The following is a 26,517-nucleotide window of genomic DNA, read 5'->3' on the forward strand; positions in this document are numbered from 1 at the left end:
GCCGAAACGGACGCGTACGGGCCTGAACGTGGGAGCGTGGGGTTCGTCCGGGCCCCCGGTCACCGTTTCGCCGTCGCCGTTCATTCGGTCGTTCGGCCTTCCTGGCCTGGCGGAACGGCCTCCGGAACGGCTTTTCTGGTTACCCACGAGCTGACGTACGTAAGAGAGGGACACCCTGATGCGGGACGCGTACCACGAGGAACTTGACTCGATCGGTGAGGGCCTGGTCGAGATGGCCCGACTGGTGGGGTCGGCTATCGGTCGCGCCACGACGGCGATGCTCGACGCCGACCTCAAGCTGGCCGAGAGCGTGATCGAGGCGGACAAGAAGGTCGACGACCTTCAGCACGACCTGGAGGCCCGCGCGATAGCCCTGCTGGCCAGGCAGCAGCCGGTGGCGACGGATCTGCGGATCGTCGTGACGTCGCTGCGCATGTCGGCGGACCTGGAGCGCTCCGGCGACCTCGCCCAGCACGTGGCCAAGCTGACCCGGCTCCGTTTCCCCGAGAACACCGTCCCGCGTGACCTGCACGCGACGATCCTGGAGATGGGCCAGCTCGCGCAGCGCCTGATGGCGAAGGCCGCCGAGGTCATCATCACCAAGGACGTCGACCTCGCGCTCCAGCTGGAGAGCGACGACGACGCGATGGACCTCCTGCACCGCACCCTCTTCCAGCACCTCATGGACGACCGCTGGAAGCACGGCATCGAGACCGCCGTCGACGTCACCCTCCTCGGCCGCTACTACGAGCGCTTCGCCGACCACGCGGTCTCCGTCGCCAAGCGCGTGGTGTACCTGGTGACGGGTGAGCACGCGGACGAGCTGCAGGCGGACATCCAGCCCGTCACGGGGGTGGAGGGGGCGTAGGGCTTCCGCTGGTGCGGGGAGGGGGAGGAGCGCGGGGCTCACGTTGCGGGGCTCCGGCGCCTCACGGTCGGGCGGGGCGTGCAGACGCCTCCGTGCGCCGTTGATGCGCCCGGCTGAACGGGCCTGCAATGGGGCAACCCATGGGCACGGGCAGGAGACGGGCAGCGCGCAGGCCGCCGGCCCTTTCGCGGTCCTGGCTGCCCGGCTGCCACCGACTGCCCGCCGCCCCAGCTACCTCCGAGGAGGGACCATGGCCGAATCCCCATCCCCCGCCAGCCCCAGCACTCCGGACCCGACACAGCTACGGGACACCCATCAGCCCGCGGACATCAGGACCCTGCCTCTGTTCGGCGCCTGTGGCTGCGGCTCCGGGTGTGCGTGCGGATGCCAGTCCGGCAACCCGTGCCAGTGCGGCTGACCGGCACGGGCTGCTTCTGTCCGTAGCCGCGAGGAGGGGCCGTCGCTCGGGACGGCCCCTCCTCGCGCTCACGCATCCCACCCGTGCCGCGTGCGTTCAGCACCAGGCCTCGGAGCTGTCGGCAGCGGCAGCGATCTCGACCGCGAACGAGCCGTCGGCCGGCCCCTCCAGCATCAGACTGGCGAGCGCCCCGTCGATCCGCTTGGTGAAGCAGTCGTCGGCCCGGTGTCGCCACCCATCGGCCTGCGCGGCGTCGCGGTAGTGCCTGAGAACGCCCTCCCTGGCACCGTCGTACCGGTACGCCCTGCCGACGACGACCGTCAGATCGTCGTCGTCGCACTCCTGGTACGTGTCCACGACGGCGGCCCCGGCGGCCCCGGCGATCCCCGCACCGAGCACGGACTCGTCGGCGAGCGTCACCCCGAACCGCTCCTCCTCCCTGCCACACCCGTACGCGACGAGGAAGTAGCCCACGGGCAACCCCACGAACAGCAGCGCCATGACGGCCACGACACCCGTCGCCGTCGTCCCCGCCCTCTTGATCCCCATGACGGGGACGCTAGCGCACGGCGGTTCGACGCCGGTCCGATGCGCGAGGGGTCGCAGGCACGGCCGGGCGGGCGCAGCATGTAGGGAGAGAACGGGACGCTGAGAGAAGAGGGAGGTGCGGCCATGGGCAAGTTCATGGACGTCCACCACAACATGAAGGGCATCACGGCGGACCAACTGCGCGAGGCGCACAACGCCGACCTGGCCATCGAGAAGGACGAGAAGGTCCACTTCGAGAGCGCGTGGGCCGACCCCGAGTCCGGCACCGTGTACTGCCTCTCCGAGGCCCCCTCCGCCGACGCCGTCCAGCGCATCCACGAACGCGCCGGCCACAAGGCGGACGAGATCCACCCGGTGCCCCTGGCGATCTGAGCGCGCGGGCCCCTCGGGCGGGCGCCGGTACGCCTCCGCACGCCCTGTCCGGCGCGGCTCGCGGGCTGGAACCATCCCCATGGCGCATGCCGCATGGCGCATGCCGGCACCGGTGGCGAACAAGGGGGATCTGCGATGGCTGTAGTGATGTCGATGCTCTGGGCGGACGTGACTCCGGAGCAGTACGACACCGTGCGGGACGCGGTCGACTGGGAGGCGGTCCCGGCGGCCGGCGGTCAGGTGCACGTCGCCTGGTTCGACGAGCGGGGCCTCCATGTCACCGACGTCTGGGAATCCCAGGAGGCCTTCGAGACCTTCTTCACCGAACGCCTCGCCCCCGCGGTCCGGAAAGCCGGCCTCACGGGCACCCCGGAAACCGGCCTGAGCCCCCTGCACCGCCGCTTCGTCGCGCCGGACGTCACGGGCGCGTCCGCGTAGCCCTACCTGGACCCGCGCGCCGTAATGGCCTTGCCGCGACGAGGTGAGCCGACGATGCCGGCCCGATGCCCGGGCAGCGCAAGAGGAGACATGGCCGTCAGGACGAGGCGCGGCGGGCTGCCGCTCGTTTCGCCTCGGACGCGGGCCGCTGGGAGGTGCTTCTCGAAACCCAGGACGAGTCGGAATGGCACGCTCGTCTCCGCCACCTCCGAGCGTCGGACAGCGGGATCGACTGGACGGCGGTGCGGGTGGACAGGTTCTGCGGGCGCCGGACCCACCCGACCACCTTCCGGCTGAGCCTCTTCGTACCGAGGGCCACCCCCCGTCCGGACCAGGTCGCTCCCCGCGGCACGGTCGGCGCTTCGGGTGACGGACCCGTGGACTCGTGAACTGAGCTTGCTGCGAGCCGAGTTGAGTACGGGTACTCACGACGGAGTCCTGGTTCCGCCGGGAGCATGGGGTGCGTGGGAAGCACCAAGTCTCCGGGGGGAATCCGATGAACGCTCGCACCCTGTTTCGCCTGACCTTCGCCAACCCCGCTTCGGCGGCCTATCTGGGGCTCGTCGGCGCGTCCGTCGTGCTGGAGGTGGCTGTCGTACTGTTCGGGGACCCCGGACTGGTCGGGGTATGGCCCTTCCTTCTCACCGCCCCCACCTCCCTGGTGACAACAGGTGCCATCGGGGCGCTCTGGGGTGCGGGCGCGCCCTACTGGTACCTGGTCGTCGGGGTCGCCATCAGCGCGCTGGTCCAGTCGTTCGCCCTCGGAGCACTCCTGCAGGCCCTGCGCGGCGGCGCCCGCGGCGGCGCCCGCGGCCTCGCCCGCCCGAGCCGCGGCTGAACACAACAACGAGCCCCCTACCGGCGGAGAACCCGCGGGTAGGGGGCTTGTTCGGTCTGCTTACTTCTTCTTGCCCTGGGTCTTGCCGGGGATCTTGGTGAGCTGGGTTTTTGCTGGTCAGGGGCTGTGGGCTCGTGCGCCTGGCGGTCGTCGTTGGTCGTCCTTGGCCACTGTTGAGTGACGTCGGACGGCCCAGGGACGGCCCAGACTTCTGCTCATCTGCCCGCCTCGGTGGCGGTGCCGTTGGCTGCCGCGGCTCTCCGGTGTGACCGCATCGCGGTGCGCAGAGCTTCGAGTTCGGTTCGGGGAAACGGCCTGCCCCATTGCGACTCGTAGGCATCTTCGCCCTGCTCGTAGTCGATCCGGTCGAAGGCGCGGACGGCGGACCGCGCGAGTGCCATGACGGTGTGGCGACCTGACCAGAGAACTACCCCTGAGCTGTCCGGAGCTTGGGCGTCGTCGGCGCGGACCAGACGGACATCGACCGCAGATCCGTCTCTGTGGAAGAACCACCGGTAGACCTGTGGCTCTCCCTCCAACTCAACGCGGGTGTCCTCGTCACCGAGGACGATCCGGGCAACGGCGTAAAGGAACTCCTCGGGCGCACCAGTGATGTAAGAAGCAATGACCTCCGCCTCACCATGATCATCAACTACCTTGACGCTCGCCCAACCGCGACTGCCCAACGCCCATGTGATCGCTAGAGACGACATCTCCCCTCCTCCGAGGTGACTCCATGGACTCAGGCGCCGTGCGGCCGAGCCCTCAGCCTGGGAAGCTGCGGGCACTTGGCGCGGCTAGGGCTGCTGATCTGGGCGTTTGCCTGACACCAGATCTCATTGCCCTGGTCGCTTTCACCGTGGTTCCCCGCAGTTCCCGGCTCTATCTGGTGCGCTTGTGGTGCGTCGGTCGTGTCCTGGCCCGGTGCCGTCGACTCGTCGGCTCCGCCGTACAGATCGGCGCGTAGGCGCTCCTTGGCCGCTTCGAGGCGTGGGCCGTAATCGGGCATGAAGATCTCGCTCAGCGTCTTGTCCAGCGTCCCGGAAATCGCGTAGATCGGTGACCAGACGGCTCGGTCGTGCACGATCCCTTCAAGGCCGTCGGACTGGAACATGACTTGGGTAGAGCCAGTCCGACAGCACGAACGCTTGATCGCGGGTGAGCTTGATGGTGATCGCTTCCTCGTTCACGCCCTCAACCTAGTGCCGCATCAGGCAACGTTCGCCCTGCCGATGGCTACTCTGACAACGTGGCCGATGAAGAGGACAGTGGGAGCGGCTCGATCCGACACCCCTCGTGGGACCACCCGGTGGTGTCCACCGTCGCGCTGGAAGTGGTCGGCCTCGCTATCTCCGGGTTGGTCGCTCTGATGGGGTGGCCGTTCGGGTGGCTGCCCGACATCGGTCTCGTCGTCCTCGTGACGGGCCTGATCGCGATCGGGCCTGCGGCTGAGTTGTATCGCGGGGCGGGCCCGCCGCGTCGGCTTGCTGTTTTCGCCGCTCTCCTTGCGCTGGCAACGGTGAGACTGCTCGTGGCTGCAGCAGTGAACTGGGCCTTTCCTGCGCTGGCTGATCCGGGTGTCGGTATCCTCATCGGCTACCTTGTTGCGTTGCCCATCGGCGTGGCTGTGTTGGCTTGGTTCCTCGCCAGGGCGAACGTTGCCTGATGCGGCACTAGCTGCCGCGACTCGCGGTGTCGTGGGCCGGCGCTGCCGTGAAGACCAACATGCTTTCCAACTGTGGTGGTGGGCTCAGCGGCCTCGGACGGGGCCGTTCACCTGCGTTCATGGACGTCCGGTCGAAGGGGTAGCCACCGCCCTTGGTCTCGTCTGAACGGCCGTGAACGGCGCTGAATGAGACGGAAACTGAGACGGGTCACCCGTCTCACTCGTGCTGCTCTGCAGCCCGCTATTGGTTCGTTCCTGGGATGGGGGGACGAGGGAGGCGCTGAGCCCAGGCGCCCGTCTCCTCGGCGCAGATCTCTTCAACGCGGGCGGCAAGAATCCCTGGAGCGGCAGCCGGGTCCCGGTACTCATCCAAGGCTTGCTTGTAGCGGACTACCTCGGTTTCGATCTGCACGTTCGCCCGGCTGAACGAGATCCAGTCTCCTTGCGGATCGAAGACATGGCGCATCCCTGTCAGGAGCGAGGTAAGGGAGCCTAGAAGCGCAACAATCCAGATGTCAGCCTTGATCGCGACGGCGAAGGGCACCCCCGCAGCTAGAACCAGGATCGTCAGATCCAGGAGCTTGGCCTTCCAGCGGGCATTGTGCATGTTCTGCCGGTACCACGTCCCGCGCGTGACAACACTCGGCGGAACGTCGGGCCACTCGACCTTGGGCAGATCCTCCCACCAGGTTCGTGATCCCAACGAGTTCTACCTTCCGCACGCCCCTACGGACCGAGGCGTTCCACCTGCGGCTTGGCGCGACATCACACCAGAGCGAAGCCCACATAGCTCCGCAACACGCGGTGTGTTCCCTCCCGTGGTGTAACCCCTCTATGACAACCGGTGCGCTGGCAGCATCAAGCTCTACGCCCGCCCCTGGGCTCGTCGTCGGCTGGTCAGGCGATCCTGCGGGGGTGATGCTGTGTGCCGCTGTCCGGGCTCGTTGATGTCAGCGTTGGATGTCAGGGACCAGATGATCCACCTGCTCCCGCAGCCCGATGGCGTCACCAGTCGCGCCAGGCGTCGGTGATCTCCGCTCGGTTGATGCCTCTCCTTGCCGCCAGAGCTGCCACGTCCACACCGTGCTCGCTCAAGGTGAGGTCGATGTACCCGCACAGCTGCTCCCGCTCTTCCGTGCAGTAGCCGGCGCCTCCATGGCTGTCGTCCTCGTCGACGGCGTTGAGCGCGAGAACAACCCGCTCGACCGTCCCGAAGACCTCTTCGTCGGAGGGCCCCACGAGTGCACGCACCTCTGCCTCGAACGCCGCCAGCGCCGTGTCCGTCGCCCTCAGCAAGGACTCGGGGTACATCTCAGCCGCACCGGCGCACTCCGGTTCCAACCTCCCGGCCGCCGCCTCTCCAGCTACTTCCGCCATCCAGGCACGCCAGTCCTCCGGGGGTCTCTTCGCCATGGCGACAAGGTACGCCGGAGCACTGACAGTCCCGGACACGGCTCCGGAGGCCTGTTGGGTACCAGGTAACGGGTCAGGTCACGGCCCTGCCCGTGGCAGATCAGGCGGGACGAGTCCACGGATAGTCCACGGCTGGCTGAGCACCGCGTCAGGAGTTCGATCCGAGCTTGCTCCGGCTGCCCCTGCTCACTGACACGACGGCTGGACAGAGACGCTGGGGTACGCCTCCGTCCGGCGCCGTTGATGTCAGCCGTGATGTCAAAGACCTTCTGATCCGTAGCTCTACAGAGATCGGTCGGGGAGGGTCATTCCGGTTGCTCGGGAGCGTCTGACGGGGGCTGAAGGTTGGGGGAGGTTGCTGAGGTTGCTGTATCCGATTGCTGTACGGCTGCTGCGGCATCGCGGGCGCGGGCGAGGTTGTTACGGGCGGCGAGGATGTGGGGATGGTCCTCGCCGAGTATCCGCTCGTACTCGGCCAGGACCCGCCCGAGCAGGGCGAGGGCGTCCTCGACTCGCCCGGCATCGTTGTAGGAGTCGGCGAGGTTGTTGCGGCTGGCCAGGGTGTGGGGGTGGGTGTCGCCCAGGACCTGCTCGCGCTGGGCGAGGATGGTCTCCAGCAGGGGGATGGCGTGTGCCAGGTCTCCCGCCTCCCGGTAGACGTAGGCGAGGCTGTTGCGGCTGGCCAGGGTGTTGGGGTGGATATCGCCCAGGACCTGCTCGCACTGCGCGAGGGCGGTCTTCAGCAGGGGGATGGCCCGGCCCAGGTCTCCCGCCGCCCTGTAGGCCCAGGCGAGGTTGTTGCGGCTGGCCAGCGTCTGGGGGTGGGTGTCGCCCAGGACCTGCTCGCTCTGGGCGAGCGTGGTCTCGTACAAGGGGATGGCGCGTGCCAGGTCCCCGGCCGTCAGGTAGGCGCCGGCGAGGTTGTGGCGGCTGCCAAGGGTGTTGGGGTGGGTGTCGCCCAGGACCTGCTCGCTCTGGGCGAGCGTGGTCTCGTACAAGGGGATGGCGCGTGCCAGGTCCCCGGCCGCCTCGTAGGCGCCGGCGAGGCTGTTGCGGCTAACCAGGGTGTGGGGGTGGGTGTCGCCCAAGACCTGCTCGCGCTGGACAAGGGCGGTCTTCAGCAAGGGGATGGCCCGGCCCAGGTCTCCCACCTCCTTGTAGGCCCAGGCAAGGTCGTGACGGCTGACCAGCGTCTGGGGATGGGTGTCGCCCAGGACCTGCTCGCTCTGGGCGAGGGCGGTCTCGTACAAGGGGATGGCCCGGCCCAGGTCCCCGGCCGTCTCGTAGGCGCCGGCGAGGTTGTTGCGGCTGGCCAGGGTGTGGGGGTGGGCGTCGCCCAGGACCTCTTCGCTCTGGGCGAGGGCGGTCTCGTACAAGGGGATGGCCCGGCCCAGGTCTCCCGCCACCCTGTAGGCCCAGGCGAGGTTGCTGCGGCTGACCAGCGTCTGGGGGTGTGTGCCGCCCAGGACCTGCTCGCTCTGGGCGAGGGCGGTCTCGTACAAGGGGATGGCCCGGCCCAGGTCTCCCGCCTCCTTGTAGGCCCAGGCAAGGTCGTGACGGCTGACCAGCGTCTGGGGGTGGGTGTCGCCCAGGACCTGCTCGCGCTGGGCGAGGGCGGTCTCGTACAAGGGGATGGCCCGGCCCAGGTCTCCCGCCTCCTTGTAGGCGCCGGCGAGGTTGTTGCGGCTGGCCAGGGTGTGGGGGTGGGTGTCGCCCAGGACCTGCTCGCGCTGGACAAGGGCGGCCTCCAGCAGGGGAATGGTGCGGGCGGTTTGGCCTTGCTGTTGAAGCCGGTGTGCGGCGGTCTCATACGCATCCGTCAGGGGGGCGTTGTGGTGTGCCGGTGGGGTGGTGGCGGCGAGGGCAACCAGCTGGGGCGTGAGAATCTCCCACTGGCTGTCGGTGATGTTGTCCTGCCCCGGGGGAGGGATCAGGTGGTGGAGGACTGCTTGTTCGGCGCGGTCGCGTCCGTGGAGGTGGCGCGCTGACTGGGATTCGTCGTGACTGTGACGGGTGCGAAGGACCCTTTGGACCAGGCGGTGGACGCTGAGCGTGTTACCGGTGTCGGTAACCATGCTGTAGGCGGCCAGAGTGCCGATGGCTTCCGCGGTGTCGTCCGGGTCGGTGCCAGGCGGGGTGAGCAGGGTGTGCGGGATGTCGTCGGGAGCGAGCCAGGCGGCGGTGTACAGCGCCTCCACACCGAGCGGAGCGGCCTCCTCCAGAGCGCGGAGGGTGACGCTCCAGAGCTGGGCGATGGTGCGTTCGGCGTCGACGCCGTAGGCGGTCTTGCCGAGTTTGACGCCCAGGCGTCGGCGGTAGGCGTCGAGACTGATTCCGCGATTCTGGGCAAGGTAGGCGCCAGCCTGTTTGATCCCCAGCGGCAGATACCCCAGGTCGGCGGCGAGCGCGCGGGCGTCAGCCTGCTGCCGTGGCGTGGGGGTGGTGTCCTTGAAGACGAGACGGCACAGCAGGGCGGTGGCGTCGTCGGGGTCGAGGTTGCCCAGGGGCAGCGTGGGGGCACTGTCGGGCCAGCCCGTGGAGCGGCGGCTGGTGGCCAGATGGTGGCCCTGGTGGAGTGCGCCGGTGTACGGGGCGAGGTCGTCGGGGTCCTCGACGTTGTCGTAGACCAGCAGCCAGCCCGGATGCCATGCCAGCCACTGCATGGCCCACGCTACGTGCGCCGCGCGCCCTGCCTTGGCGGCCCAGCCGGGGACCAGGGTCTGCGTGAGTCCGGCGAGGGACGTCTCGATCTCGTCGGAGGATGCAGCGTTGATCCACCAGATCACGGCGTAGTCGCCGCGGTGGCGGTGGGCGTAGTGCAGGGCGAGGGTGCTCTTGCCGATCCCGCCCAGGCCGTGCACCGCCCCGCTCTGGGTGATCGCACCCTCACGCTGGCCGGTCAGGGTCCGGCGCAGCCAGGCCAGTTCCTCCTCACGTCCCAGGCAGAGGGTCTGCGGGGGCAGGTTCGAGGTGCCCGGGGCCGCCGTAACCCTGTCAGCCGCGTGCAACGCATCGGCGGGCAGCACGTCCCCGGTGTAGGCGTTGGTGATCCGCTCGGCCGCTATCGACCGGTCCCCGGCAGCCTCGATGCGCTGCCCGGATGCGGCATCGTCCGTGGTCACGGCCGTGGCGGGGTGTGACCGTCACCGGTGATCGCGGTGCCGATGTTTTGGGCGGCGATCGACCGCTCGCCGGACGCCGTGATGGTGACCGTGCCCGCGGCCGGGCCGGGCAGCATGTCGGCCAGTTCCGTCCGCAGCTCGGCATCGTCCTGCAACGCGCGTTTGAGCAACCTGCTCAGCACGGCCGTGGTGTACGTGTCGTCCTGTTCGTCAGCGGCCTCGTCCACCACGCGTTCCAGCTCGGCCCGGCCCACCTCATCCTCACGACGCCACACCGCCTGAAGGATCCGCTGCCCAAGCCCGACCGTGGCATCGGCAGCAGCGTCCTGAGCCCGGATCAGCACCGCCGCCCCGTAGGCGCCCACCGCCGCCGTCATGGCAGGGCCGGCCTGCTGCACCCACTGCACGATCTCCGCACTGATCATGCCCAACCCCCGTCACGTGCCTGGCCGTTACCGGGACATCCCCGGACGTCCCTGCATCCAAGAGTAGGGCTGTGCACCCCCATGCGCAGGGTGTGCAGGAAAACCAATGAGGGCGTATAGCAGCACGCGCTCGGTGGAGCGTCCGGGCCAAGACCTGACCTCTTGCCTGGGTGTTGTCGGGGATCCTGGTGAACTGGGTTTTTGCTGCGCAAAGGCGGTGAGCTCGGGCGCTTGGTGGTCGTCATTGGCCACTGTTGAGCAGCGTCGGACGGCCCAGACAACGGCCCGTTCGGCGGCCTACGAGCTGACGGACAACTCTCGTGCTCGCTGCCGTGCTTGGGCTCGTATCTCCTTCAGACGACTGTGGAACGCGTTGTGGCGGTTCTGGTCGAGGTTCAGCGGGAGGTCGAGCTGGGAGATGAGCTGTGACTCCAGGTCCCATGGTTCGCTCTGCTCGATCCAGCACACCCGCGCGTTGTCCGCCATCCACCGGCGGACGGGCTTCCGGTGACCAAACGGCTGATCTTCACCGGTCCCCGTGGCGGGCACGTCTGGCGTACGTCACTCAATGAGAAGGCGTGGAAACCGGCGCTCGCCGCTGCTGGGGTCATACCGGTTCCGGATCGTGGCCAGCCCTACGCTGAGTCCCGCGAGAACGGCATGCATGCGCTCCGGCACTTCTACGCGTCGGTGCTCCTGGACGCCGGAGAGAACATCAAGGCACGCGCCGAGTACCTAGGCCACTCGGATCCGGGACTGACGCTGCGGGTGTACGCGCACCTCATGCCGTCCAGCCAAGAGCGCACCCGCAAGGCCATATCCGCCGTGTTCACCGGCCCGAAAGCCTCCACCACTACGGCATAGCAACTGCCCTGCTGACGCCGGGAGGGGTTTCCATCACACTGGCTGGAACTTAAGGGGGAGGCAATTGTCCGGGTCTTTCTGGGACGGCAGCGGATCGGCTTTGCTGGGCTCGATGCTGTCCGGCGCCTTGGCAGTAGGAACCTTTTACGCCACTCGTTGGCACGAGCGAAAGATCGCGCGAGAGCAGCTGGCGTACCAGGCGGCCGAGGACATAGCCAAAGCACTCCTCGTTCTGGAAGAGGCCCTCAGCCCACGTCCTTGGGCGGAACAACCACGCGGTGACTGGAAAGCGCTGTGGAAGGCAGCCGATGAATGTGGAGAGGTCTGCATTGTGCGTATCGCGGCCCTGTCCGAGCCGCCCTTGTTCCACGCCGTCCAGGAGATCTACAACATGGTCTACGACGCGCTACGGGTTATGAGGCGCCTCTCAGAACCTGATCCCGGTCTTGTCGCTGGTGTGGATGTCGACGTGATGTTGCGCGACACGATCATGTACCTGGAACGGGTAGTGAATGCCTTGACGAACTGGCGCAGCCGGTCGGTAGCGAAGAAGCCTGATGTTCCGGACATGCCATGGCGGAACCTCCTCGAACCCGCGCCTCCCCGCATGGGAGGCCGGCAACCTGAATCGCGACGCGGCGTCCTGGGTTGGGCAAGGCGACCGGACATGGGCTGAGCGCGACGGCTCACGGCCCAGAGACGGCCCAGCCCCACCAAAAAGCCCCCTACCAGCGGACAACCCGCAGGTAGAGGGCTTGATCAGCTCGGCTTACTTCTTCTTGCCCTGATTCTTGACCGCCTCGATCGCCGCCGCCGCCGCGTCCGGGTCGAGGTAGGTGCCGCCCGGGTTGAGGGGCTTGAAGTCGGCGTCCAGTTCGTAGGAGAGCGGGATGCCCGTGGGGATGTTGAGGCCCGCGATGTCGGCGTCCGAGACGTTGTCGAGGTGCTTGACGAGGGCGCGGAGGGAGTTGCCGTGGGCGGCGACGAGGACCGTGCGGCCGGCGAGGAGGTCGGGGACGATGCCGTCGTACCAGTACGGGAGCATACGGACGACGACGTCCTTGAGGCACTCCGTGCGGGGGCGTAGCTCCGGCGGGATGGTCGCGTAGCGCGCGTCCGAGGCCTGGGAGAACTCCGAGTCGTCCGCGAGCGGGGGCGGCGGGGTGTCGTACGAGCGGCGCCACAGCATGAACTGCTCCTCGCCGAACTCGGCCAGGGTCTGCGCCTTGTCCTTGCCCTGGAGGGCGCCGTAGTGGCGCTCGTTCAGGCGCCACGAGCGGTGTACGGGAATCCAGTGGCGGTCGGCGGACTCCAGAGCCAGCTGCGCGGTGCGGATCGCGCGCCGCTGGAGGGAGGTGTGGAGCACGTCCGGGAGCAGGCCGGCGTCCTTCAGCAGCTCACCGCCGCGCGTCGCCTCCTTCTCTCCCTTCGGCGTGAGGTTGACGTCCACCCAGCCGGTGAACAGGTTCTTCTCGTTCCACTCGCTCTCGCCGTGGCGGAGGAGGATCAGCTTGTACGGTGCGTCGGCCATGGCTCCGAGCGTAATCCACGGCCGGGAATCGTCGCCCACCTGGCCGACAGGCGGACAGGCCCGGCCCGCCCCGTCCCTTCCGTCATCGCCGGCTGACCGGGGTCGCTAATTGAGTGGCCCGGCCCCCGACCCCGCTCGTAAGGTGTGCCCGCCAACTTGGCTACTTACGTCCGTGGGGGATCCGCATGCCACTCGTCGCTGCCGGACGTGCCGTCCGGGAGTCCGTCTCCGGGCTGCCCCGGGAGTTCTGGTGGCTGTGGACCAGCACGCTGGTGAACCGCCTGGGCGCGTTCGTCGCCACGTTCATGGCGCTGTATCTGACGCTGGACCGCGGATACTCCGCCTCGTACGCCGGACTCGTCGCCTCGCTGCACGGCCTCGGCGGGGTCGTCTCCTCGCTCGGCGGCGGGGTCATGGCCGACCGGCTCGGGCGGCGGCCCACCCTCCTCATCGCGCAGGCGTCGACGGCCGGATCGGTCGCGCTCCTCGGCTTCGTACAGGATCCCGTGGCCATCGCCGCCGTCGCCTTCCTCGTCGGCGCGACCAGCAACGCCTCCCGCCCCGCCGTTCAGGCGATGATGGCGGACATCGTCCGGCCGGAGGACCGCGTACGCGCGTTCTCCCTCAACTACTGGGCCATCAACCTCGGTTTCGCCGTCTCCTCCATGGGCGCCGGGTTCATCGCCGAGGTCAGCTACCGCGCCGGGTTCCTGGCCGAGGCGGGGATGACGCTGGTCTGCGCGATCGTCGTCTTCCTGAAGCTGCCGGAGTCGCGGCCGGAGCGGACGGCGGTGGAGAGGGCCGGGACGCAGGACGTCGGGCTGGGGACCGTGGTGCGCGACGGGCGGTTCATGGGCGTCGTCGGGCTGTCCTTCCTCGTCGCGTTGATCTTCCAGCAGGGGTCGGTGGGGCTGCCGGTCGCCATGGGAGAGGCCGGTTTCACGCCCGCCGACTACGGGCTCGCCATCGCCGTCAACGGGGTGCTGATCGTGGCCCTGCAGATCCCGGTCACCCGGGTCATCGAGCACCGCGACCCCGGGCGGCTCCTCGTCGTCTCGTCCGTGCTCGCCGGATACGGCTTCGGCCTCACCGCCTTCGCCGGGTCGATCGGCGTCTTCGCCCTCACCATCTGCGTCTGGACCCTCGCGGAGATCGTCAACGCGCCCACCCAGACCGGTCTCGTCGTCCGCCTCTCGCCCGTACAGGGGCGCGGTCGCTACCAGGGCATGTACACGATGTCGTGGTCCGTCGCCGCGCTCGTCGCGCCGCTGATGTCCGGGGTCGTCATCGACCGCTGGGGCGCCGAGTGGCTGTGGGGACTGTGCGCGGTGATCGGCACCGTGGCGGGGGTGGGGTACTGGGCGCTGATGCGCCGGATGCCCGGGTCGGAGGCGGCGGCGGAGGCGGAGGTGAAGGCGGAGGCCAAGGCCGCCGCGAGGGGTCCGGCTGCGGAGACGCCGTCCCTCGCGGGCCCGGGCCCGGACGCGGACGCGGACGCGGACGCGGACGTGCGTACGACCCCGTAGGCGCCATGGAGAACCCGTACGCCCCCGAGGCCGCACGGCCGACACCGGCTCGGCCCGAGCGGCCCGGGCCGGCCTACGAATGCATCCGCGCCCCCTTCACCACCTTGTCCACTCCGTTGCGCGGCCCGTACACCGCCAGCCCCACCAGGTCCAGCTCCCCCGCCCCCACGGCTCGTACGGCCGCGCGGTTGTCGCGGTCGTTGCCCGTGGTGAAGAGGTCGGACGTGAAGACGGCGCGGGGCAGGGCCCGGGCCAGCGCACGGGTGTGAGCCGTCCTCAGCACCTCCTTCGTCCCCTCGAAGACGAGGACGGGCTGGCGGAACATCGGGAGGTACGCCGTGCCGTCGGCGTCCTCGTACGGCTCGCCGATCACCTCCGGGATCATCGGTCCGATACCGCTGACCAGGAAGGACGTGACGTTGAGGCGTTGCCAGGTCTCCAGGTCGTCGCGGAGGAGGACGACGATCTTGGTGTCGAAGCGGATGGGGGCCGTGCCGGCGGAGGTCTCGCTGCTCATGGGACGAGACTGCCGACCGGCGTACGCCCCCGTCTTGTACGTTCTTTGCATGTGCCCCCAGCGGCCGAAGCCCCACCGGCCGACAGCTCAGCCGTCCCCCCAGCGCGAGGTCACCGCCTGGCGGCCGCGGGTGCCCGGCATCGTCGAGGTGTTCCACGCGCACTACACGGAGTACGCGTACCCGATGCACGTACACGACGTCTGGACGCTGCTGATCGTCGACGACGGGGCCGTGCGCTACGAGTTGGACCGGCATGAGCACGGGACACCGAACGACACGGTCTCGTTGTTGCCGCCGTTCGTGCCGCACAACGGGGCGCCGGTCACGGACCGGGGTTTCCGCAAGCGGGTGTTGTACCTGGACCTGGATTCGAGCTCGCTGGACGAGAGCCTGATCGGGGCAGCCGTGGACGGTCCCGACCTGCGGGATCCGTTGCTGCGACGGCGGGTGGGGCAGTTGCACGCGGCCCTCGCGCGGCCGGGGGACGAGCTGGAGGCGGAGAGCCGGCTGGCCCTCGTCGGGGAGCGGCTGCGCGGGCATCTGCGCAGGCCACCGGCGCGTTCGGCCGCACAGCCGCCCGGCGGCCCCACGGTCGCCCACCGGCTGCGCGAACTCCTCGACGAGCGGGTCGCGGACGGGGTCACCCTGGCGGAGGCCGCGGGCACGGTGCACGCCCACCCCGCGCATCTCGTACGGGCGTTCGGGGCGACCTTCGGGATCGCGCCGCACCAGTATCTGATGTCCCGGCGGGTGGAGCGGGCCAGGAGGCTGCTGCTGGACGGGATGCGGCCGGGCGAGGCCGCGGCGGTGGCCGGGTTCTACGACCAGGCCCATCTGACGCGGCACTTCAGGCGGTGGGTGGGTGTCACCCCTGGCCGCTATCGGAGCGGTCGGCCTCCGCACGGGTCAGGTGGCTGAACGCGTCCAGGTTGCGTGTCGACTCCCCCCGGGACACGCGCCAGGCGTACTCCTTGCGGATCGCGGAGGCGAAGCCCAGTTCGAGAAGGGTGTTGAAGGCGCCGTCGGCCGCTTCCAGGACCTGGCCGAGGAGGCCGTCGATGCCGTCGGGGGTGACGGCGGACAGGGGCAGCCGGGCCGTGACGTAGACGTCGCCGAGCGGGTCGACGGCGTAACTCACGCCGTACAGCTTGAGGTTGCGCTCCAGGAGCCAGCGGTGGACGCCCGCCTCGTTCTCGTCGGGGTGGCGGATCACGAAGGCGTTGAGGGAGAGGGAGTGGCGGCCGACGATCAGGGAGACGGTCGTGGAGAGTTTGCGGGTGCCTGGGAGCTTCACGACGTAGGTGCCGGGTGCCGGGCTCTCCCACTCCAGCTCGGCCTCGTTGAGGACCTGCTCGATGATCGACGCTTCGTCAGCCATGGGGCGAGCGTACCCGCCGGTAGGGGTGGGCGGCGGCCGGCGGGCGGCGACCTGCCCGGGCGGGCGTGCCACACCGCCGCTCACGCGTAGTGGCCCCGCACCCGGTGCTTGCGGTGGTCCTGCACGGCCGCCGCGTAGACGTCCGCGGTGGCGGCGGCCGAGGTGTCCCAGCCGAAGGACTCGGCGTGGACGGCTGCGGCCGCGCCCATGCGGGCGGGCAGTTCCGGGTTGTCGGCGAAATCGCGGAGCACGCGCGCGTAGGCGGCGGGATCGTGGCCCCGCACCAGGAAGCCGGTCCGCCCGTCCCGCACGGCGACCGGGAGGCCGCCCACCGAGGCCGCCAGCACCGGCGTACCGGCCGCCTGCGCCTCGATGGCGACGAGCCCGAAGGACTCGCTGTACGACGGCATGACCAGCACGGACGCCGCCCGGAACCAGTCCGCGAGCTGCTCCTGGCCGACGGGCGGCCGGAACCGTACGACATCGGCTATGCCGAGCCGCGCGGCCAGCTTCTGCAGGCCTTCCGGCTTGGCGAGGCCGCTGCCGCTCGGCCCGCCGACCACCGGCACCACGATCCTCGACCGCAGCTCGGGACGCTCGTCGAGGAGGACGGCGACGGCGCGCAGCAGGACGTCAGGGGCCTTCAGGGGCTGGATACGGCCGGCGAAGAGGGGGATCAGCGCGTCCTGGGGCAGGCCGAGACGGGCTCTCGCCGCCGCGCGGCCGTCGGCCGGACGGAAGCGGTCGAGGTTCACGCCCGGGTGGACGACGGCGACCTTGGCCGGGTCGGCCTCGTAGTGGCGTACGAGTTCGTCGGCCTCCTCCGCCGTGTTGGCGATGAGGCGGTCGGCGGCGCGGACGATCTGGGTCTCGCCGATGACGCGGGCGGCGGGCTCGGGGGTGTCGTCGTCGGCGAGCGCGGCGTTCTTGACCTTGGCCATCGTGTGCATGGCGTGCACCAGGGGGACGCCCCAGCGTTCGGCGGCGAGCCAGCCGACATGACCGGAGAGCCAGTAGTGCGAGTGGACCAGGTCGTAGTAGCCGGGCCGGTGGCCCGCCCACGCCTGCATCACACCGTGCGTGAAGGCGCACAGCTGGGCCGGGAGTTCCTCCTTCGCCAGCCCTTCGTACGGGCCCGCGTCGACGTGCCGGACGAGGACGCCCGGGGCCAGCTCGACCGTCGGGGGCAGGGCGCCCGTCGTGGCCCGGGTGAAGATCTCCACCTCGACGTTCTGCGCGGCCAGCCGCTGCGCCAGCTCCACGATGTAGACGTTCATCCCGCCCGCGTCACCCGTGCCGGGCTGGTGCAGCGGCGACGTGTGCACCGACAGCATCGCGACCCGGCGGGGCTTCCGGTGCAGCCGAAGCCGCCCGGCGCCGGCCGGGGAGCGCCGTCCGAGCCTGCTGACGTAGTGGCTCACGTGGCGTCCTCCTCGCTCCGGGCATGCCGTTCGGAGGGTGTGGGGCCCTCTGGTCGGGCAGAACGCCGGAGGAGGCCGTTCCATTTCCGCTTTGCAGAATTATTACCGAATCTCGCTCAACCGTTCGACCGCGTGGTGAGTGGTGGAGCTGTGACGCCTTCCAGGGGCGGGTGCCCCTCGGCGGGGAAGCGCACGATCACCCGAAGGCGCCGGAGGAATACGCTCACTGCATGGCAAGACCAGTCGGCACCGTGACGCGCGGCACCACCAACCCCAACCGCCTGCGCCGCATGGACCGCTGGATCGCGGCGACTCACGGCGCCGAACTCCGCCGCGCCGCCGCTCCCCTCGCCGTCGACCTCGGCTACGGCGCCGCCCCCTGGACCGCTGTCGAGCTTCTGCGCCGCCTGCGCGAGACGGCACCCCGCACCGAGGTGGTCGGCGTCGAGATCGACCCGGCCAGGGTCGCGGCGGCGAAGCCGTACGCGTGCGAGGGCCTGACCTTCCGGCACGGCGGCTTCGAGGTGCCCGTACCGGGCCGCCCGACCCTCGTCCGGGCGGCGAACGTCCTGCGCCAGTACGACGAGGACGAGGTCAGGGCCGTCTGGGAGCGCCTGTGCGCCCGTCTCGCACCGGCCACGCCCTCGTCCTCGGGGGGCCTGCTCGTCGAGGGCACCTGCGACGAGATCGGCCGCCGCCACGTCTGGGTCGCACTCGGTCCGGAGGGCCCCCGCACGGTCACCTTCGCCACCCGCCTCGGCTCCCTGGACCGCCCCTCCGACCTCGCCGAACGCCTCCCCAAGGCCCTCATCCACCGCAATGTCCCCGGCGAACCGGTGCACGCCTTCCTCCGCGACTTCGACCGCGCCTGGGCCGCCGCGGCCCCCTACGCCTCGTACGGGGCCCGCCAGCGCTGGATCCGCACCGCTCGCGCCCTCGGCGCGGACTGGCCGGTTCGGGACGGGGTGACGCGATGGCGGCAGGGCGAAGTCACGGTGGCGTGGGCGGCGTTGGCACCGAGGGTGTGAGCGCGCGTTCGACCCGCGTCCACGTTGATTACGTAGAGCGATATTTCCGTGACAGAAGGGAACGATCGCCTCGGGCCGATCGTCACACAGACGGGAGCAACGATCTCCCCGACTCGTGAGTCACACAGATGCGAGCGGAAGCGGGCGAGCGGAAGAGAGCACTGAGAAGGAGGGGCGGGGAGTGCAGGGGAGGGCATGGGAGTACAGGGGAGGACCGGGGGAGCGGACGCGGGGCCGCAAGGGGGAGCCAGGGACGGGGAGTTCGTGGTCGCGCACCCCTGTTGGATCACGCGACGCCGTGACACGATCACCGAGCACCGGCAAGTTACTGACGGTTAACCAGTTCTTTTTCCAGTGGGGTTGGGGGCAAGGGGTATGGGAGCCGGCAAGCGGAGCCTGACCATGGCGGCCGTGGCCGTGGTCTGTGCGATGACCGTGCTGGGCGCACCGGTCAACGCGTACGCGAGCCAGACGAAACCGACCGAGCCGACCCCGGGTCCGACCCCGTCGCCGTCGAACACCGCGGGCGGTTCCAGCACTCCGGAGACGTACCCGACTCCCGTGACGAATGAGGAGTTGGAGGCCGTACGCACGAAGCTGGAAGGTCTCTACCACGACGTGGCGGTCGCCACGGACGCGTACAACGCGGCCGAGGAGAAGGCCGACAAGCAGTCCGAGGAGCTCGTCGATCTGGCCCACGAGGTCGACAAGGGCCACGCGAAGCTGGACAGGTTGCAGGATCTCATCGGCGCCGCGGCCCGCGCCCAGTACCGCGGCGGCGGCCTCCCGCCCGAGGTGCAGCTGTGGCTGACGGAGAACCCCCAGGACTTCCTGGAGGGTGCGGACCGTCTGCGCCAGGGCCAGCTCGCGACCAAGGGTCTGCTCGCCGAGATGACCCGGACCCAGGAGGACTTGGAGCAGTACGCCAAGGACGCCTCCGCGCGCTGGAAGAAGCTGGAGGCCAACCGCAAGGTCAAGGAGAAGGCCAAGAAGAAGGTCAAGAAGCAGATCGCCGCCGCCGAGGAGCTGGAAGGCCAGCTGGAGGACGACGAGCGGGAGCGGCTGGCGCAGTTGGAAGAGGCGGCCGCGGAGAAATCACAGGCCACATGGCTGGGCTCCGGCATCCTGGACGAGATCAACGGCAAGGCGTCACCGCAGGGCAAGCAGGCCGTGAAGTTCGCGACGGACCAGATAGGCAAGTGGTACGAGTGGGGCGCCGAGGGCCCCGACACCTACGACTGCTCCGGTCTCACCAGCAAGGCCTGGGCCGCCGCCGGCCTGACCATCCCCCGCACCTCCCAGGAGCAGTGGCGCCTGCTCAAGCACATCGACATCCAGGACATGCGCCCCGGCGACCTCATCATCTACAACGCCGACGCCAGCCATGTCGCCATGTACCTGGGCAACGGCTCCATAGTCCACGCCCCCCGCCCGAACCGTAAGGTGTCGATCGCCGGGGCAGGGACGATGCAGATCCTGGGAGTCGTACGACCGGACGCGTGAGCGGGTCGTCCACGGCGAGGGAGGCGGGGCGGGGCGATCCGGTTGCCGGTGCCGATGCCGGTGCCGATGCCCATGCCGGTCGGCGGCGGCAGCAGCAGCAGCAGCAGCAGCTGAACCGGCGCCCCTGCCGGGCGGGTGCGCCTGACGCGTGAGCGCTTTTCGTACCGGATGGCGGGTGGGGCGGGTGGGGCGGGAGGCTGCGTGGCGACGCGCACCAATCCGTTGGCCGCACGGCCACCGGGGCAGCAGGCAGCAGGGTGCGCACAACCGGCGGGGGTGGGCCCATGGGCACACCGACCGTGCCCCCCGTCCTTCACGTGACCCACCCCACGTGACTCGCAACACCTTCCCCGACCCGGCTCAACCTCAGCCGCGTGACATACGTCATCCCAGGAGAAAGCCCTGCCATGTCCAAGTGCGGTACATGATGCGGCATATGACTCCGGCCGTTTGCCGCCCGGCGTCCCGCCCAGCATTCCGTTGCGGCGGCGCCTGGCGCTATGGTCCCCGTCGGTGGGTCGAGGTCCCTCGCCCCGCCGTGCCCTCGGGGGGAGGGAAGGAACCCAAACACGATGCCCGTACCCGTACCGCGGCAGAGAGCGATCCCGGCCGTGGAGAGTGGTCAGGCGCACGCCGTGTCCGCATCCAGCGCACCGTCCGGAGAGGGGGCGGCCATGAACGCCTCGGCCCTGGCCCCTGCAGACAAGTCGAAGACGCCCGGCCCCACCGGCGACCGCGCCACGGGCCCGGCAGGCCTGCCCGGCCCCGCCGCGCAGCCCGGCGGACCCACCAACCTCACGGTCCTCCTCATCGAGGACGACCCGGCGGGTTCCCTCAACGTGCCCGAGCTGCTCGACTCCACGGGCAAGCCGATCCGCGTCCGCACCGCCCGCAACCTCACCGAGGCCCAGCGGCTGCTGACCGACGACGTCAACTGCATCCTCCTGGACCTGGCACTCCCGGCCCCGGCCCGCCCGACCGACTCGGACACCGAAGCAGCCGACCGCCCCGAGGACGAACTCTCCGTCCTCAAACACGTCCTGCAACTGGCCCCCCGCCACGCCGTTCTGGCCCTCACCGACTCCGGCGACGCCGAACGCGGCACCGAGGCGGTACGGGTCGGAGCACAGGACTACCTCTTCCGGGACGAAGTGGACGGCCGACTGCTGAGCCGCGCGATCCGCTACGCGGTGGAACGGAAGCGGTCGGACACGGCCGAGCGCCGGCTCACGGAGTCCAAGCTGCGCGCTCAGGAGAACGCCCGCCTGGAGCGTGGCCTGCTGCCGACGCCGTTGCTGGAGGGCTCGTCCCTGCGGTTCGCCGCCCGCTACCGGCCGGGCCGTTCCCGCGCCCTGCTCGGCGGCGACTTCTACGACACCGTCCGCACTCCCGACGGCACCGTGCACGTCATGATCGGTGACGTCTGCGGACACGGCCCCGACGAGGCGGCACTCGGTGTGGAGCTGCGGATCGCCTGGCGGGCGCTGACGTTCGCGGGGCTGTGCGGGGACGAACTGCTGTCCACGCTGCAGCGCGTCCTGGAACACGAACGCGAGAGCGACGAGATCTTCGCGACGCTCTGCACGGTCGACATCGCCCCCGACGGCCGCCGCGCGGGCCTCTGCCTCGCCGGCCACCCGGCCCCGCTGATCGCGCGCCACGGCCGCGGCATCCGGCCCACCCCGCCGGCCGAACTACTGCCGTACGACAACGGCGGCCCGGCCCTCGGCCTGCTGCCGAACGCCCGCTGGCCGCGTACACAGATCGAGCTGGGCGCCGCCTGGAGTCTGATGCTCTACACGGACGGCCTGATAGAGGGCCGGATCGGCCAGGGCAAGGAGCGGCTGGGTCAGGACGGCATGGTCCAGATGGTCCGCCGCCAGCTCGCCGAGGGTCTGCGCGGCGAGGATCTGCTGCGCGCCGCGGTGAACGAGGTCCGCGACCTCAACGGCGGCGAACTGACCGACGACGTGGCGGTCCTCCTGCTGGACCGAGAGGGCTGACGAATCCGGCCGAGGCTCGTCCCCGGCTCTTTCGCCCTGCCTTCGCCCGCCTTCGCCCTGCCCTGCTCGGGGGTCAGCGACCGCCGTTGTACGGGCCGTACGGACCGTCACTGCTGGAGCCTCGGCGGCCACCGCCACCACCGCCGCCGGAGATCTGCTTGACCGCGGGCCGCACATCCACGATGTACACGATGCTCGCGATGACGCCGATGATCGGCAGGAACGACAGGATCGAGAAGAGATAGCTCACGACGAGGGCGATCCCCAGGATGATCAGCCAGAACACCTTGGTCTGCTTGTCCGCCGCGCGGAACGCGTCCTCACGCCGGAACGCGGCGTCGAAGAGCCCGAACGCGGCGAGAGCCATCAGGACGATCTTCAGAAGTCCCAGGAACCCCACGAAGCCCGTCATCAGCATGCCGCCCACACCACCCGTTCCGTTCGCCCATCCGCCTGCCGGCCGGCTGTCCGGTGCCGAGGCCGACTCCTACGCGGCCACCGTACCCGTAGAACGGGCCGGCCACCCCAAAGGTGCCCGGCCCGTCTCCGTACCGCGAAGTACCGCGCGGGTACCTCCGAGATACCGCGCGGGTATCTCTCGCTCTGTCGCCGACCTCTCCGTCGGCTATGTCGCCCACCGGGCGGCGCGCCCTGCCGCCTACTTCGCCGGCGGGGTGGTCTTCTTCGCGGCCGGCGCCTTGCGGACCGGGGCCGGCTTCTTCGGCGCGGCCTTCTTGGCGGCGGGGGCGGGCGCGGCCTGGGCCGGAACCGGCTTGGCGGCCGCCGGCTCGTCCTTGACCTCGACCGGCTTGGAGTTCGGCTCGACGGCGATCGCCAGCTCCTCGATCTCCTCGGCGGCCTCGCCACGCCAGGTCTTCACGGCCTGCTCACCGTGCTCGGCGACCTTCTCGTACGTCTCGCGGGCCTTCACCGCGTACTCGGCGGCGACGCCGACGCTGCGCAGCGCGAGGTCCTGCGCGGTCTCACCGAGCTTCTTCAGGTCGGTGTCGAGGGTGCCGATGAGCTCGGTGACCTTGGTCTGCAGGTTCTCCTGGGTCTCCTTGACCCGGGCGGTCGCCTTCTCCTGGACGGCCTTCGGGTCCGTCTGGCGTACGGCGTCGATCCGGGCCGGCGCCTCGGCGCGCAGCTGCTCGACGATGCCGGGGACCTTCTTCGCCTGCTGCAGGGCGAGGTCGGCGGTGCCGGCGGCGAAGTAGAACGGCGTCGGGTCGGTGACGGCCTTGCGGATGTCGTCGGTGATGGCCATGGTGATGGTCCTCCGGGTTGCTGTCAGCTGAGGGTTTGTGTGGTTCGGGTCCGCGTACGAGACTCCGGCGCCGAAGCGGGCGAAGTCAGCGAGGTCTTCTGATCATCGAGGTCGTCAACTCGCCGTCTGCCGCGGACCGGCATCGCCGCCGCCGTCGCCGGCCGTACCGGAGCCCGGCCCGGGGGCCGAGGGTGCTTCGGCCTCCGTCACCACGCCGAGGTCCAGGTCGATCTCGAATCCGTTCTCCTTGCGGAAGGACTCGTAGATCTGGAGCAGCACCTGCTTCTGCCGCTCGTTCAGCGTGGGGTCGGCGAGGATGACGGCACGCGTCTCCACCTCGTCACGATCCCGCTCGGCGTCGAGAATGCCGGCCCGCACGTACAGCGTCTCGGCGGAGATCCGCAGCGCCTTGGCGACCTGCTGCAACACCTCCGCGCTCGGCTTGCGCAGCCCGCGCTCGATCTGGCTCAGATACGGATTGGACACCCCGGCGGCGTCGGCGAGCTGCCTGAGCGACAGCTGCGCGTTTCGCCGCTGTTCACGCAGGTACTCACCGAGATTGCCGACGTTGAGCGATGCCATGCCTCCACCATGCCTCACCCCCGCTAACTATTGCAAGCACCCGCTTGCAAAAGTGCGCTAGGCCACTCAACACAGCCTGCTGTGACTCGCAGCGATAACTGTCACTTCGCAGGGGTTTCTGTCACCAGTCGCCCGTAGTCGCCGAGCGGTAATCCCCCAGGCCCTGGCTGTGCGAGCCAGTAGGTTGGTGTGCGTGGAGACACGGGGGCAGAGGTATCGGTATGTGGGTCCTGCTGAGCTGAAGGAGCTCGTCCGGGCGGGTGGTGAGGGTCGGAGCATCCACTCGGCGGCAGACTTCGGCGAGTGGGTCTCGGCGCTGACCCTGGACGAGTTGGCCGAGCCGTTCACGTTCGTCGTCGATGGCGACGGGGTGCTGCGACTGGCTCCGCGCCGCAGTGAGCACGTGGTGTGTGCCGGCGGCGGAGAGGTTCTGAGCGCCGGTGAGATGAGCTTCCGCGAGGAGTCCGGGTGGTGGGTGGTCGAGGAGGTCAGCAACCAGTCGACCGGCTACTGCCCGGACATCAGCTCATGGCCCGCCGTGGCCAAGGCTCTGGATCGGATCGGGATCCATCGACCGCCCGGATTCACGCACGAGGTCGTCTTTCGCCGATGCCACTCCTGCCGGGAGCTCAACATCGTGCGGGAGGAGGACTTCGTATGCGTCTTCTGCGGCGAGGATCTGCCTCAGGAGTGGAACGTCGGTGAGCCCGGGTGACTGGTCAGACAGCGAAGATCGCATCGCCTTGCGAGTGCGGCAGCATGGCGGTGCGGCAGGTGAACCAGTTCATCCTTCGCGATGAGCTGTGGTGGGATTCGGAGTTCTCTTGCGGGTCCTGTGGCACGTACCTGTGCGAACACGCTGGTCCGGGACCAGCACCTGATGATGTTCGGGTGGCTCTCCTCGCGGCGCATGGGTCCGTCAGACTGCGGCTGGTCGGTTCGGTTCCCAGTCTCGTCCCAGCTTTGAAGGTCTTTCGGGAGGTCGCTGCGGCCTCGTTGTCGCGGGCTCGTGAACTGGTCGGGGAACTGAGCCATGACGGTCTGGTGGGGACGTTGTCGGAGATGGAGTTCTTGAAGGCCCGGCTGCAGATGCGTGGAGTTCCCGTCGACGTCGATCGGTAGCTGTCCCTGGGGGGACTGAACCGGAGTGCTCCAGCGCTGGAGTCGATCTTGAGCTTGGGCTGTGGCTCACAATGATCAGGCGTCTGCCGTCGGGACCTGGTAGAACCGGGTCCCGGTGGCACTTGGGTCACGAGGCTCTGGGGGCGGTATGTCGGGACCGGCAATTGGACTGTGGCTCTTCGAACCACGCGGGTTCGCGGACATCCTGGCCGATGTGGTCCCGTGGTTGGAGACCTTCTGCGAGCCGGTGGAGGCCAAGGCCAGCGGTGACGTGGATTTCTGGGTGCGAGACGGTTCGGCCCTGGGCCTGCAGGCCTTCGACCCGGCCGGCGTCGGCGTGTTCTTCCTGTCGGAGGACGAGGAGATCCCTGCCGAGGACGAGGACTACTCGACTTTCTCGTGGCCACCAGTGCAGGGGCTGATCCTCGGCGCCGGCTGCTCGGGGTCGGTGAACCACGTGCTGCTCGGCCACCTGACGCTCGCTCTCGCCCGCCGTCTCGATGCGCTGGTCGATTTCGACGGCCTCTTGGGTGGTCACCGCACCACGGGAGAGGACACGAGCAAGGAGGCAGTCCTGGCCCGGGCGAGAGCACTGACATCAGAGCTCCCGGGAAGGCTCGCGGAGGTTTCCTATGACACCGGCGGTGGGGGCCAGTGGCTTCGACATGTCGGAGACGTGGAGTCTCTGGAAGCCTGGCTGCAACATCCCGACTTCCACTTGATCAAATAGCGCTTCAGCGTCGATCGTCGCGTCCCGGCTCACGGTGCAGGTCGCCACTCGCGGTCGCGTGCTGTCGCGTACTGGCGGATTCCCTCGATCGTGATGGGAGTCCTGTGGGTGAGGAGAAATCTCAGCGGCGGGGAGTTCCTCGGAGAGTTGCGCATCCTGTCACCCTCAGCTTTCACAGGGCCCTGAACCTTCTGCAGATGTGCATGGATCGGAGCGAGCATTTCCAAAGCTCGTAGGTCAGTTCCCTTCAAGATCTGGTGGGCAATGCCGGTCGCTGCCACGTAGGCCCGGGAGTCGGGGGCGGGGCCAGTCAGCACGTGAAGGTAGTGGAACTTGCCTCTAACCGCGTGCAGGCGGCCCCTAAGGTCCTCCCTCAGCTGAGCATCGCGCTCAAGGATTCGGGCGTGCTCGTCACTGAGGCCGAGGTCTCGGGCTGCTGGCCAGGTCAGGGTGATGAGGCCGGCGACGGTGTGCAAGTCGATGAAGTACTGACTGGTGTCGATCATCCAGAGCTGCTGGTGGAGGTCGCGCCAGAAGTCTTCGAAGGCCGCTGCGGCCTCGCATGCCGTCTCGGTCTTGCCCTGGTAGCCGCCCCCGCTGATCATCAGGCCGTCACGAGTGCCGGGAGTGAAGTTCAGTGCGTTGTTCTGGATGCGGGATCTCATCAGCGTGGTGACCCGGCGGCTCATCGGGGTCTCCTGCAGCCCGAGGTTGACGTGCGAGGCGGTGCGGTGCAGATCGTGCAAGGCCCGGCGGCGAGCAGGCAGGGCCCTGTATTGGTCCGGGCTCAGCCGGGGAGCCGGAATGAACGCGCTGCGGGTCGTGCGCCAGCGCTGCCATCCCTCGAAGCTGAGCCGGTCCGGTGGCGGTCCGGCCCTCAGGAACGAGACGATGCTCGCCTCACCGTCACTGCCCGTGGCACGGTCGTCCATGGC

Annotated in this window: 29 protein-coding genes and 1 pseudogene; 14 read left to right on the forward strand and 16 right to left on the reverse strand. The window is 69.3% G+C overall.

What is annotated here, in order from left to right; genetic code table 11:
• The first annotated feature begins 178 nt into the window (after positions 1-178).
• Positions 179-868 carry a phosphate signaling complex protein PhoU gene (gene phoU / locus ACWCRJ_RS11680; protein ID WP_005476809.1) on the forward strand — a complete coding sequence of 230 codons (690 nt, stop codon included), beginning with the start codon at positions 179-181 and terminating at the stop codon, positions 866-868.
• A gap of 514 nt (positions 869-1,382) precedes the next feature.
• Here the strand turns inward: phoU and ACWCRJ_RS11685 are convergent.
• The gene (locus ACWCRJ_RS11685; protein WP_450939101.1) at positions 1,383-1,835 is read right to left on the reverse strand and encodes a hypothetical protein; all 453 of its coding nucleotides are present in this window, start codon (positions 1,833-1,835) and stop codon (positions 1,383-1,385) included.
• Between the two features lie 123 nt (positions 1,836-1,958).
• Between ACWCRJ_RS11685 and ACWCRJ_RS11690 the strand changes: the two genes are divergently transcribed.
• From ACWCRJ_RS11690 to ACWCRJ_RS11700, 3 genes are all read left to right on the forward strand, one after another.
• Positions 1,959-2,207 (forward strand): SCO4226 family nickel-binding protein, encoded by a 249-nt coding sequence (locus ACWCRJ_RS11690; RefSeq protein ID WP_020115722.1) that lies wholly within the window; start codon positions 1,959-1,961, stop codon positions 2,205-2,207.
• A gap of 135 nt (positions 2,208-2,342) precedes the next feature.
• Positions 2,343-2,645, forward strand: a complete 303-nt coding sequence (locus tag ACWCRJ_RS11695) for a hypothetical protein (RefSeq protein WP_450939102.1) — start codon at positions 2,343-2,345, stop codon at positions 2,643-2,645.
• Positions 2,646-3,141: 496 nt separating this feature from the next.
• Positions 3,142-3,483 (forward strand): SCO4225 family membrane protein, encoded by a 342-nt coding sequence (locus tag ACWCRJ_RS11700; RefSeq protein WP_450939103.1) that lies wholly within the window; start codon positions 3,142-3,144, stop codon positions 3,481-3,483.
• A 215-nt stretch (positions 3,484-3,698) separates the two neighbouring features.
• Here the strand turns inward: ACWCRJ_RS11700 and ACWCRJ_RS11705 are convergent, their stop codons facing one another.
• Both ACWCRJ_RS11705 and ACWCRJ_RS11710 read right to left on the reverse strand, forming a co-directional pair.
• Positions 3,699-4,196 (reverse strand): hypothetical protein, encoded by a 498-nt coding sequence (locus ACWCRJ_RS11705; protein WP_450939104.1) that lies wholly within the window; start codon positions 4,194-4,196, stop codon positions 3,699-3,701.
• Positions 4,197-4,225: 29 nt separating this feature from the next.
• A complete protein-coding gene (locus ACWCRJ_RS11710) occupies positions 4,226-4,597 on the reverse strand; it encodes a hypothetical protein (RefSeq protein WP_450939105.1) in 372 nt (123 codons plus the stop codon).
• A gap of 135 nt (positions 4,598-4,732) precedes the next feature.
• Between ACWCRJ_RS11710 and ACWCRJ_RS11715 the strand changes: the two genes are divergently transcribed.
• Complete coding sequence (locus ACWCRJ_RS11715) at positions 4,733-5,149, forward strand: hypothetical protein (RefSeq protein WP_450939106.1); 417 nt, start codon at positions 4,733-4,735, stop codon at positions 5,147-5,149.
• A gap of 241 nt (positions 5,150-5,390) precedes the next feature.
• Here ACWCRJ_RS11715 and ACWCRJ_RS11720 read toward each other — a convergent pair whose 3' ends face one another.
• The 5 genes from ACWCRJ_RS11720 to ACWCRJ_RS11740 form a co-directional block, all read right to left on the reverse strand.
• Positions 5,391-5,852 (reverse strand): DUF4231 domain-containing protein, encoded by a 462-nt coding sequence (locus tag ACWCRJ_RS11720; protein WP_450939107.1) that lies wholly within the window; start codon positions 5,850-5,852, stop codon positions 5,391-5,393.
• Positions 5,853-6,154: 302 nt separating this feature from the next.
• Complete coding sequence (locus ACWCRJ_RS11725) at positions 6,155-6,562, reverse strand: hypothetical protein (RefSeq protein WP_450939108.1); 408 nt, start codon at positions 6,560-6,562, stop codon at positions 6,155-6,157.
• Between the two features lie 305 nt (positions 6,563-6,867).
• Positions 6,868-9,684 carry a tetratricopeptide repeat protein gene (locus ACWCRJ_RS11730; protein WP_450939109.1) on the reverse strand — a complete coding sequence of 939 codons (2,817 nt, stop codon included), beginning with the start codon at positions 9,682-9,684 and terminating at the stop codon, positions 6,868-6,870.
• Positions 9,681-10,082 (reverse strand): hypothetical protein, encoded by a 402-nt coding sequence (locus tag ACWCRJ_RS11735; protein ID WP_450939110.1) that lies wholly within the window; start codon positions 10,080-10,082, stop codon positions 9,681-9,683. The genes ACWCRJ_RS11730 and ACWCRJ_RS11735 overlap by 4 nt, the downstream gene beginning before the upstream one ends.
• Before the next feature lie 324 nt (positions 10,083-10,406).
• On the reverse strand, positions 10,407-10,595 hold the full coding sequence (locus ACWCRJ_RS11740; RefSeq protein ID WP_450939111.1) for a GIY-YIG nuclease family protein: 189 nt from the start codon (positions 10,593-10,595) through the stop codon (positions 10,407-10,409).
• A gap of 6 nt (positions 10,596-10,601) precedes the next feature.
• Here ACWCRJ_RS11740 and ACWCRJ_RS11745 point away from each other — a divergent pair.
• Positions 10,602-10,973: pseudogene (locus ACWCRJ_RS11745) on the forward strand (site-specific integrase); the annotation flags it as partial.
• 64 nt (positions 10,974-11,037) lie between these two features.
• The gene (locus ACWCRJ_RS11750) at positions 11,038-11,649 is read left to right on the forward strand and encodes a hypothetical protein (RefSeq protein ID WP_450939112.1); all 612 of its coding nucleotides are present in this window, start codon (positions 11,038-11,040) and stop codon (positions 11,647-11,649) included.
• 93 nt (positions 11,650-11,742) lie between these two features.
• On the opposite strand, the gene ACWCRJ_RS11755 is transcribed toward ACWCRJ_RS11750, so the two are convergent.
• The gene (locus ACWCRJ_RS11755) at positions 11,743-12,504 is read right to left on the reverse strand and encodes a phosphoglyceromutase (RefSeq protein WP_450939113.1); all 762 of its coding nucleotides are present in this window, start codon (positions 12,502-12,504) and stop codon (positions 11,743-11,745) included.
• Positions 12,505-12,689: 185 nt separating this feature from the next.
• Between ACWCRJ_RS11755 and ACWCRJ_RS11760 the strand changes: the two genes are divergently transcribed.
• Positions 12,690-14,030 (forward strand): MDR family MFS transporter, encoded by a 1,341-nt coding sequence (locus tag ACWCRJ_RS11760; RefSeq protein ID WP_450939114.1) that lies wholly within the window; start codon positions 12,690-12,692, stop codon positions 14,028-14,030.
• Between the two features lie 73 nt (positions 14,031-14,103).
• Here the strand turns inward: ACWCRJ_RS11760 and ACWCRJ_RS11765 are convergent, their stop codons facing one another.
• The gene (locus tag ACWCRJ_RS11765) at positions 14,104-14,547 is read right to left on the reverse strand and encodes a DUF2000 family protein (protein WP_450939115.1); all 444 of its coding nucleotides are present in this window, start codon (positions 14,545-14,547) and stop codon (positions 14,104-14,106) included.
• 49 nt (positions 14,548-14,596) lie between these two features.
• Between ACWCRJ_RS11765 and ACWCRJ_RS11770 the strand changes: the two genes are divergently transcribed.
• A complete protein-coding gene (locus tag ACWCRJ_RS11770; protein WP_450939116.1) occupies positions 14,597-15,466 on the forward strand; it encodes an AraC family transcriptional regulator in 870 nt (289 codons plus the stop codon).
• Here the strand turns inward: ACWCRJ_RS11770 and ACWCRJ_RS11775 are convergent.
• On the reverse strand, positions 15,414-15,926 hold the full coding sequence (locus ACWCRJ_RS11775) for a YbjN domain-containing protein (RefSeq protein WP_450939117.1): 513 nt from the start codon (positions 15,924-15,926) through the stop codon (positions 15,414-15,416). The two genes, ACWCRJ_RS11770 and ACWCRJ_RS11775, sit on opposite strands and share 53 nt — an antisense overlap.
• An 80-nt stretch (positions 15,927-16,006) precedes the next feature.
• Positions 16,007-17,347 carry a D-inositol-3-phosphate glycosyltransferase gene (gene mshA / locus ACWCRJ_RS11780; RefSeq protein ID WP_450939118.1) on the reverse strand — a complete coding sequence of 447 codons (1,341 nt, stop codon included), beginning with the start codon at positions 17,345-17,347 and terminating at the stop codon, positions 16,007-16,009.
• 230 nt (positions 17,348-17,577) lie between these two features.
• Between mshA and ACWCRJ_RS11785 the strand changes: the two genes are divergently transcribed.
• The 3 genes from ACWCRJ_RS11785 (at position 17,578) to ACWCRJ_RS11795 (ending at position 21,881) form a co-directional block, all read left to right on the forward strand.
• Positions 17,578-18,375, forward strand: a complete 798-nt coding sequence (locus ACWCRJ_RS11785) for a class I SAM-dependent methyltransferase (protein WP_450939119.1) — start codon at positions 17,578-17,580, stop codon at positions 18,373-18,375.
• Between the two features lie 375 nt (positions 18,376-18,750).
• Entirely contained in the window at positions 18,751-19,878 is a 1,128-nt protein-coding gene (locus ACWCRJ_RS11790; protein ID WP_450939120.1) for a C40 family peptidase, read from the forward strand.
• A 674-nt stretch (positions 19,879-20,552) separates the two neighbouring features.
• Entirely contained in the window at positions 20,553-21,881 is a 1,329-nt protein-coding gene (locus tag ACWCRJ_RS11795) for a SpoIIE family protein phosphatase (protein WP_450939121.1), read from the forward strand.
• A 73-nt stretch (positions 21,882-21,954) separates the two neighbouring features.
• On the opposite strand, the gene ACWCRJ_RS11800 is transcribed toward ACWCRJ_RS11795, so the two are convergent.
• From ACWCRJ_RS11800 to ACWCRJ_RS11810, 3 genes are all read right to left on the reverse strand, one after another.
• Positions 21,955-22,299, reverse strand: a complete 345-nt coding sequence (locus tag ACWCRJ_RS11800) for a DUF2516 family protein (protein ID WP_202499175.1) — start codon at positions 22,297-22,299, stop codon at positions 21,955-21,957.
• 240 nt (positions 22,300-22,539) lie between these two features.
• Positions 22,540-23,148: a hypothetical protein gene (locus ACWCRJ_RS11805; protein ID WP_450939122.1), complete on the reverse strand. Its 609-nt coding sequence runs from the start codon at positions 23,146-23,148 to the stop codon at positions 22,540-22,542.
• Positions 23,149-23,262: 114 nt separating this feature from the next.
• A complete protein-coding gene (locus ACWCRJ_RS11810) occupies positions 23,263-23,730 on the reverse strand; it encodes a helix-turn-helix domain-containing protein (RefSeq protein WP_450939123.1) in 468 nt (155 codons plus the stop codon).
• A 193-nt stretch (positions 23,731-23,923) separates the two neighbouring features.
• Between ACWCRJ_RS11810 and ACWCRJ_RS11815 the strand changes: the two genes are divergently transcribed.
• Complete coding sequence (locus ACWCRJ_RS11815; protein ID WP_450939124.1) at positions 23,924-24,445, forward strand: hypothetical protein; 522 nt, start codon at positions 23,924-23,926, stop codon at positions 24,443-24,445.
• A gap of 555 nt (positions 24,446-25,000) precedes the next feature.
• A complete protein-coding gene (locus tag ACWCRJ_RS11820) occupies positions 25,001-25,582 on the forward strand; it encodes a DUF6368 family protein (protein WP_450939125.1) in 582 nt (193 codons plus the stop codon).
• Positions 25,583-25,611: 29 nt separating this feature from the next.
• Here ACWCRJ_RS11820 and ACWCRJ_RS11825 read toward each other — a convergent pair whose 3' ends face one another.
• On the reverse strand, positions 25,612-26,514 hold the full coding sequence (locus ACWCRJ_RS11825; RefSeq protein WP_450939126.1) for a hypothetical protein: 903 nt from the start codon (positions 26,512-26,514) through the stop codon (positions 25,612-25,614).
• Between the last annotated feature and the right edge of the window lie 3 nt (positions 26,515-26,517).

This window comes from Streptomyces sp. NPDC002324, assembly GCF_053593335.1.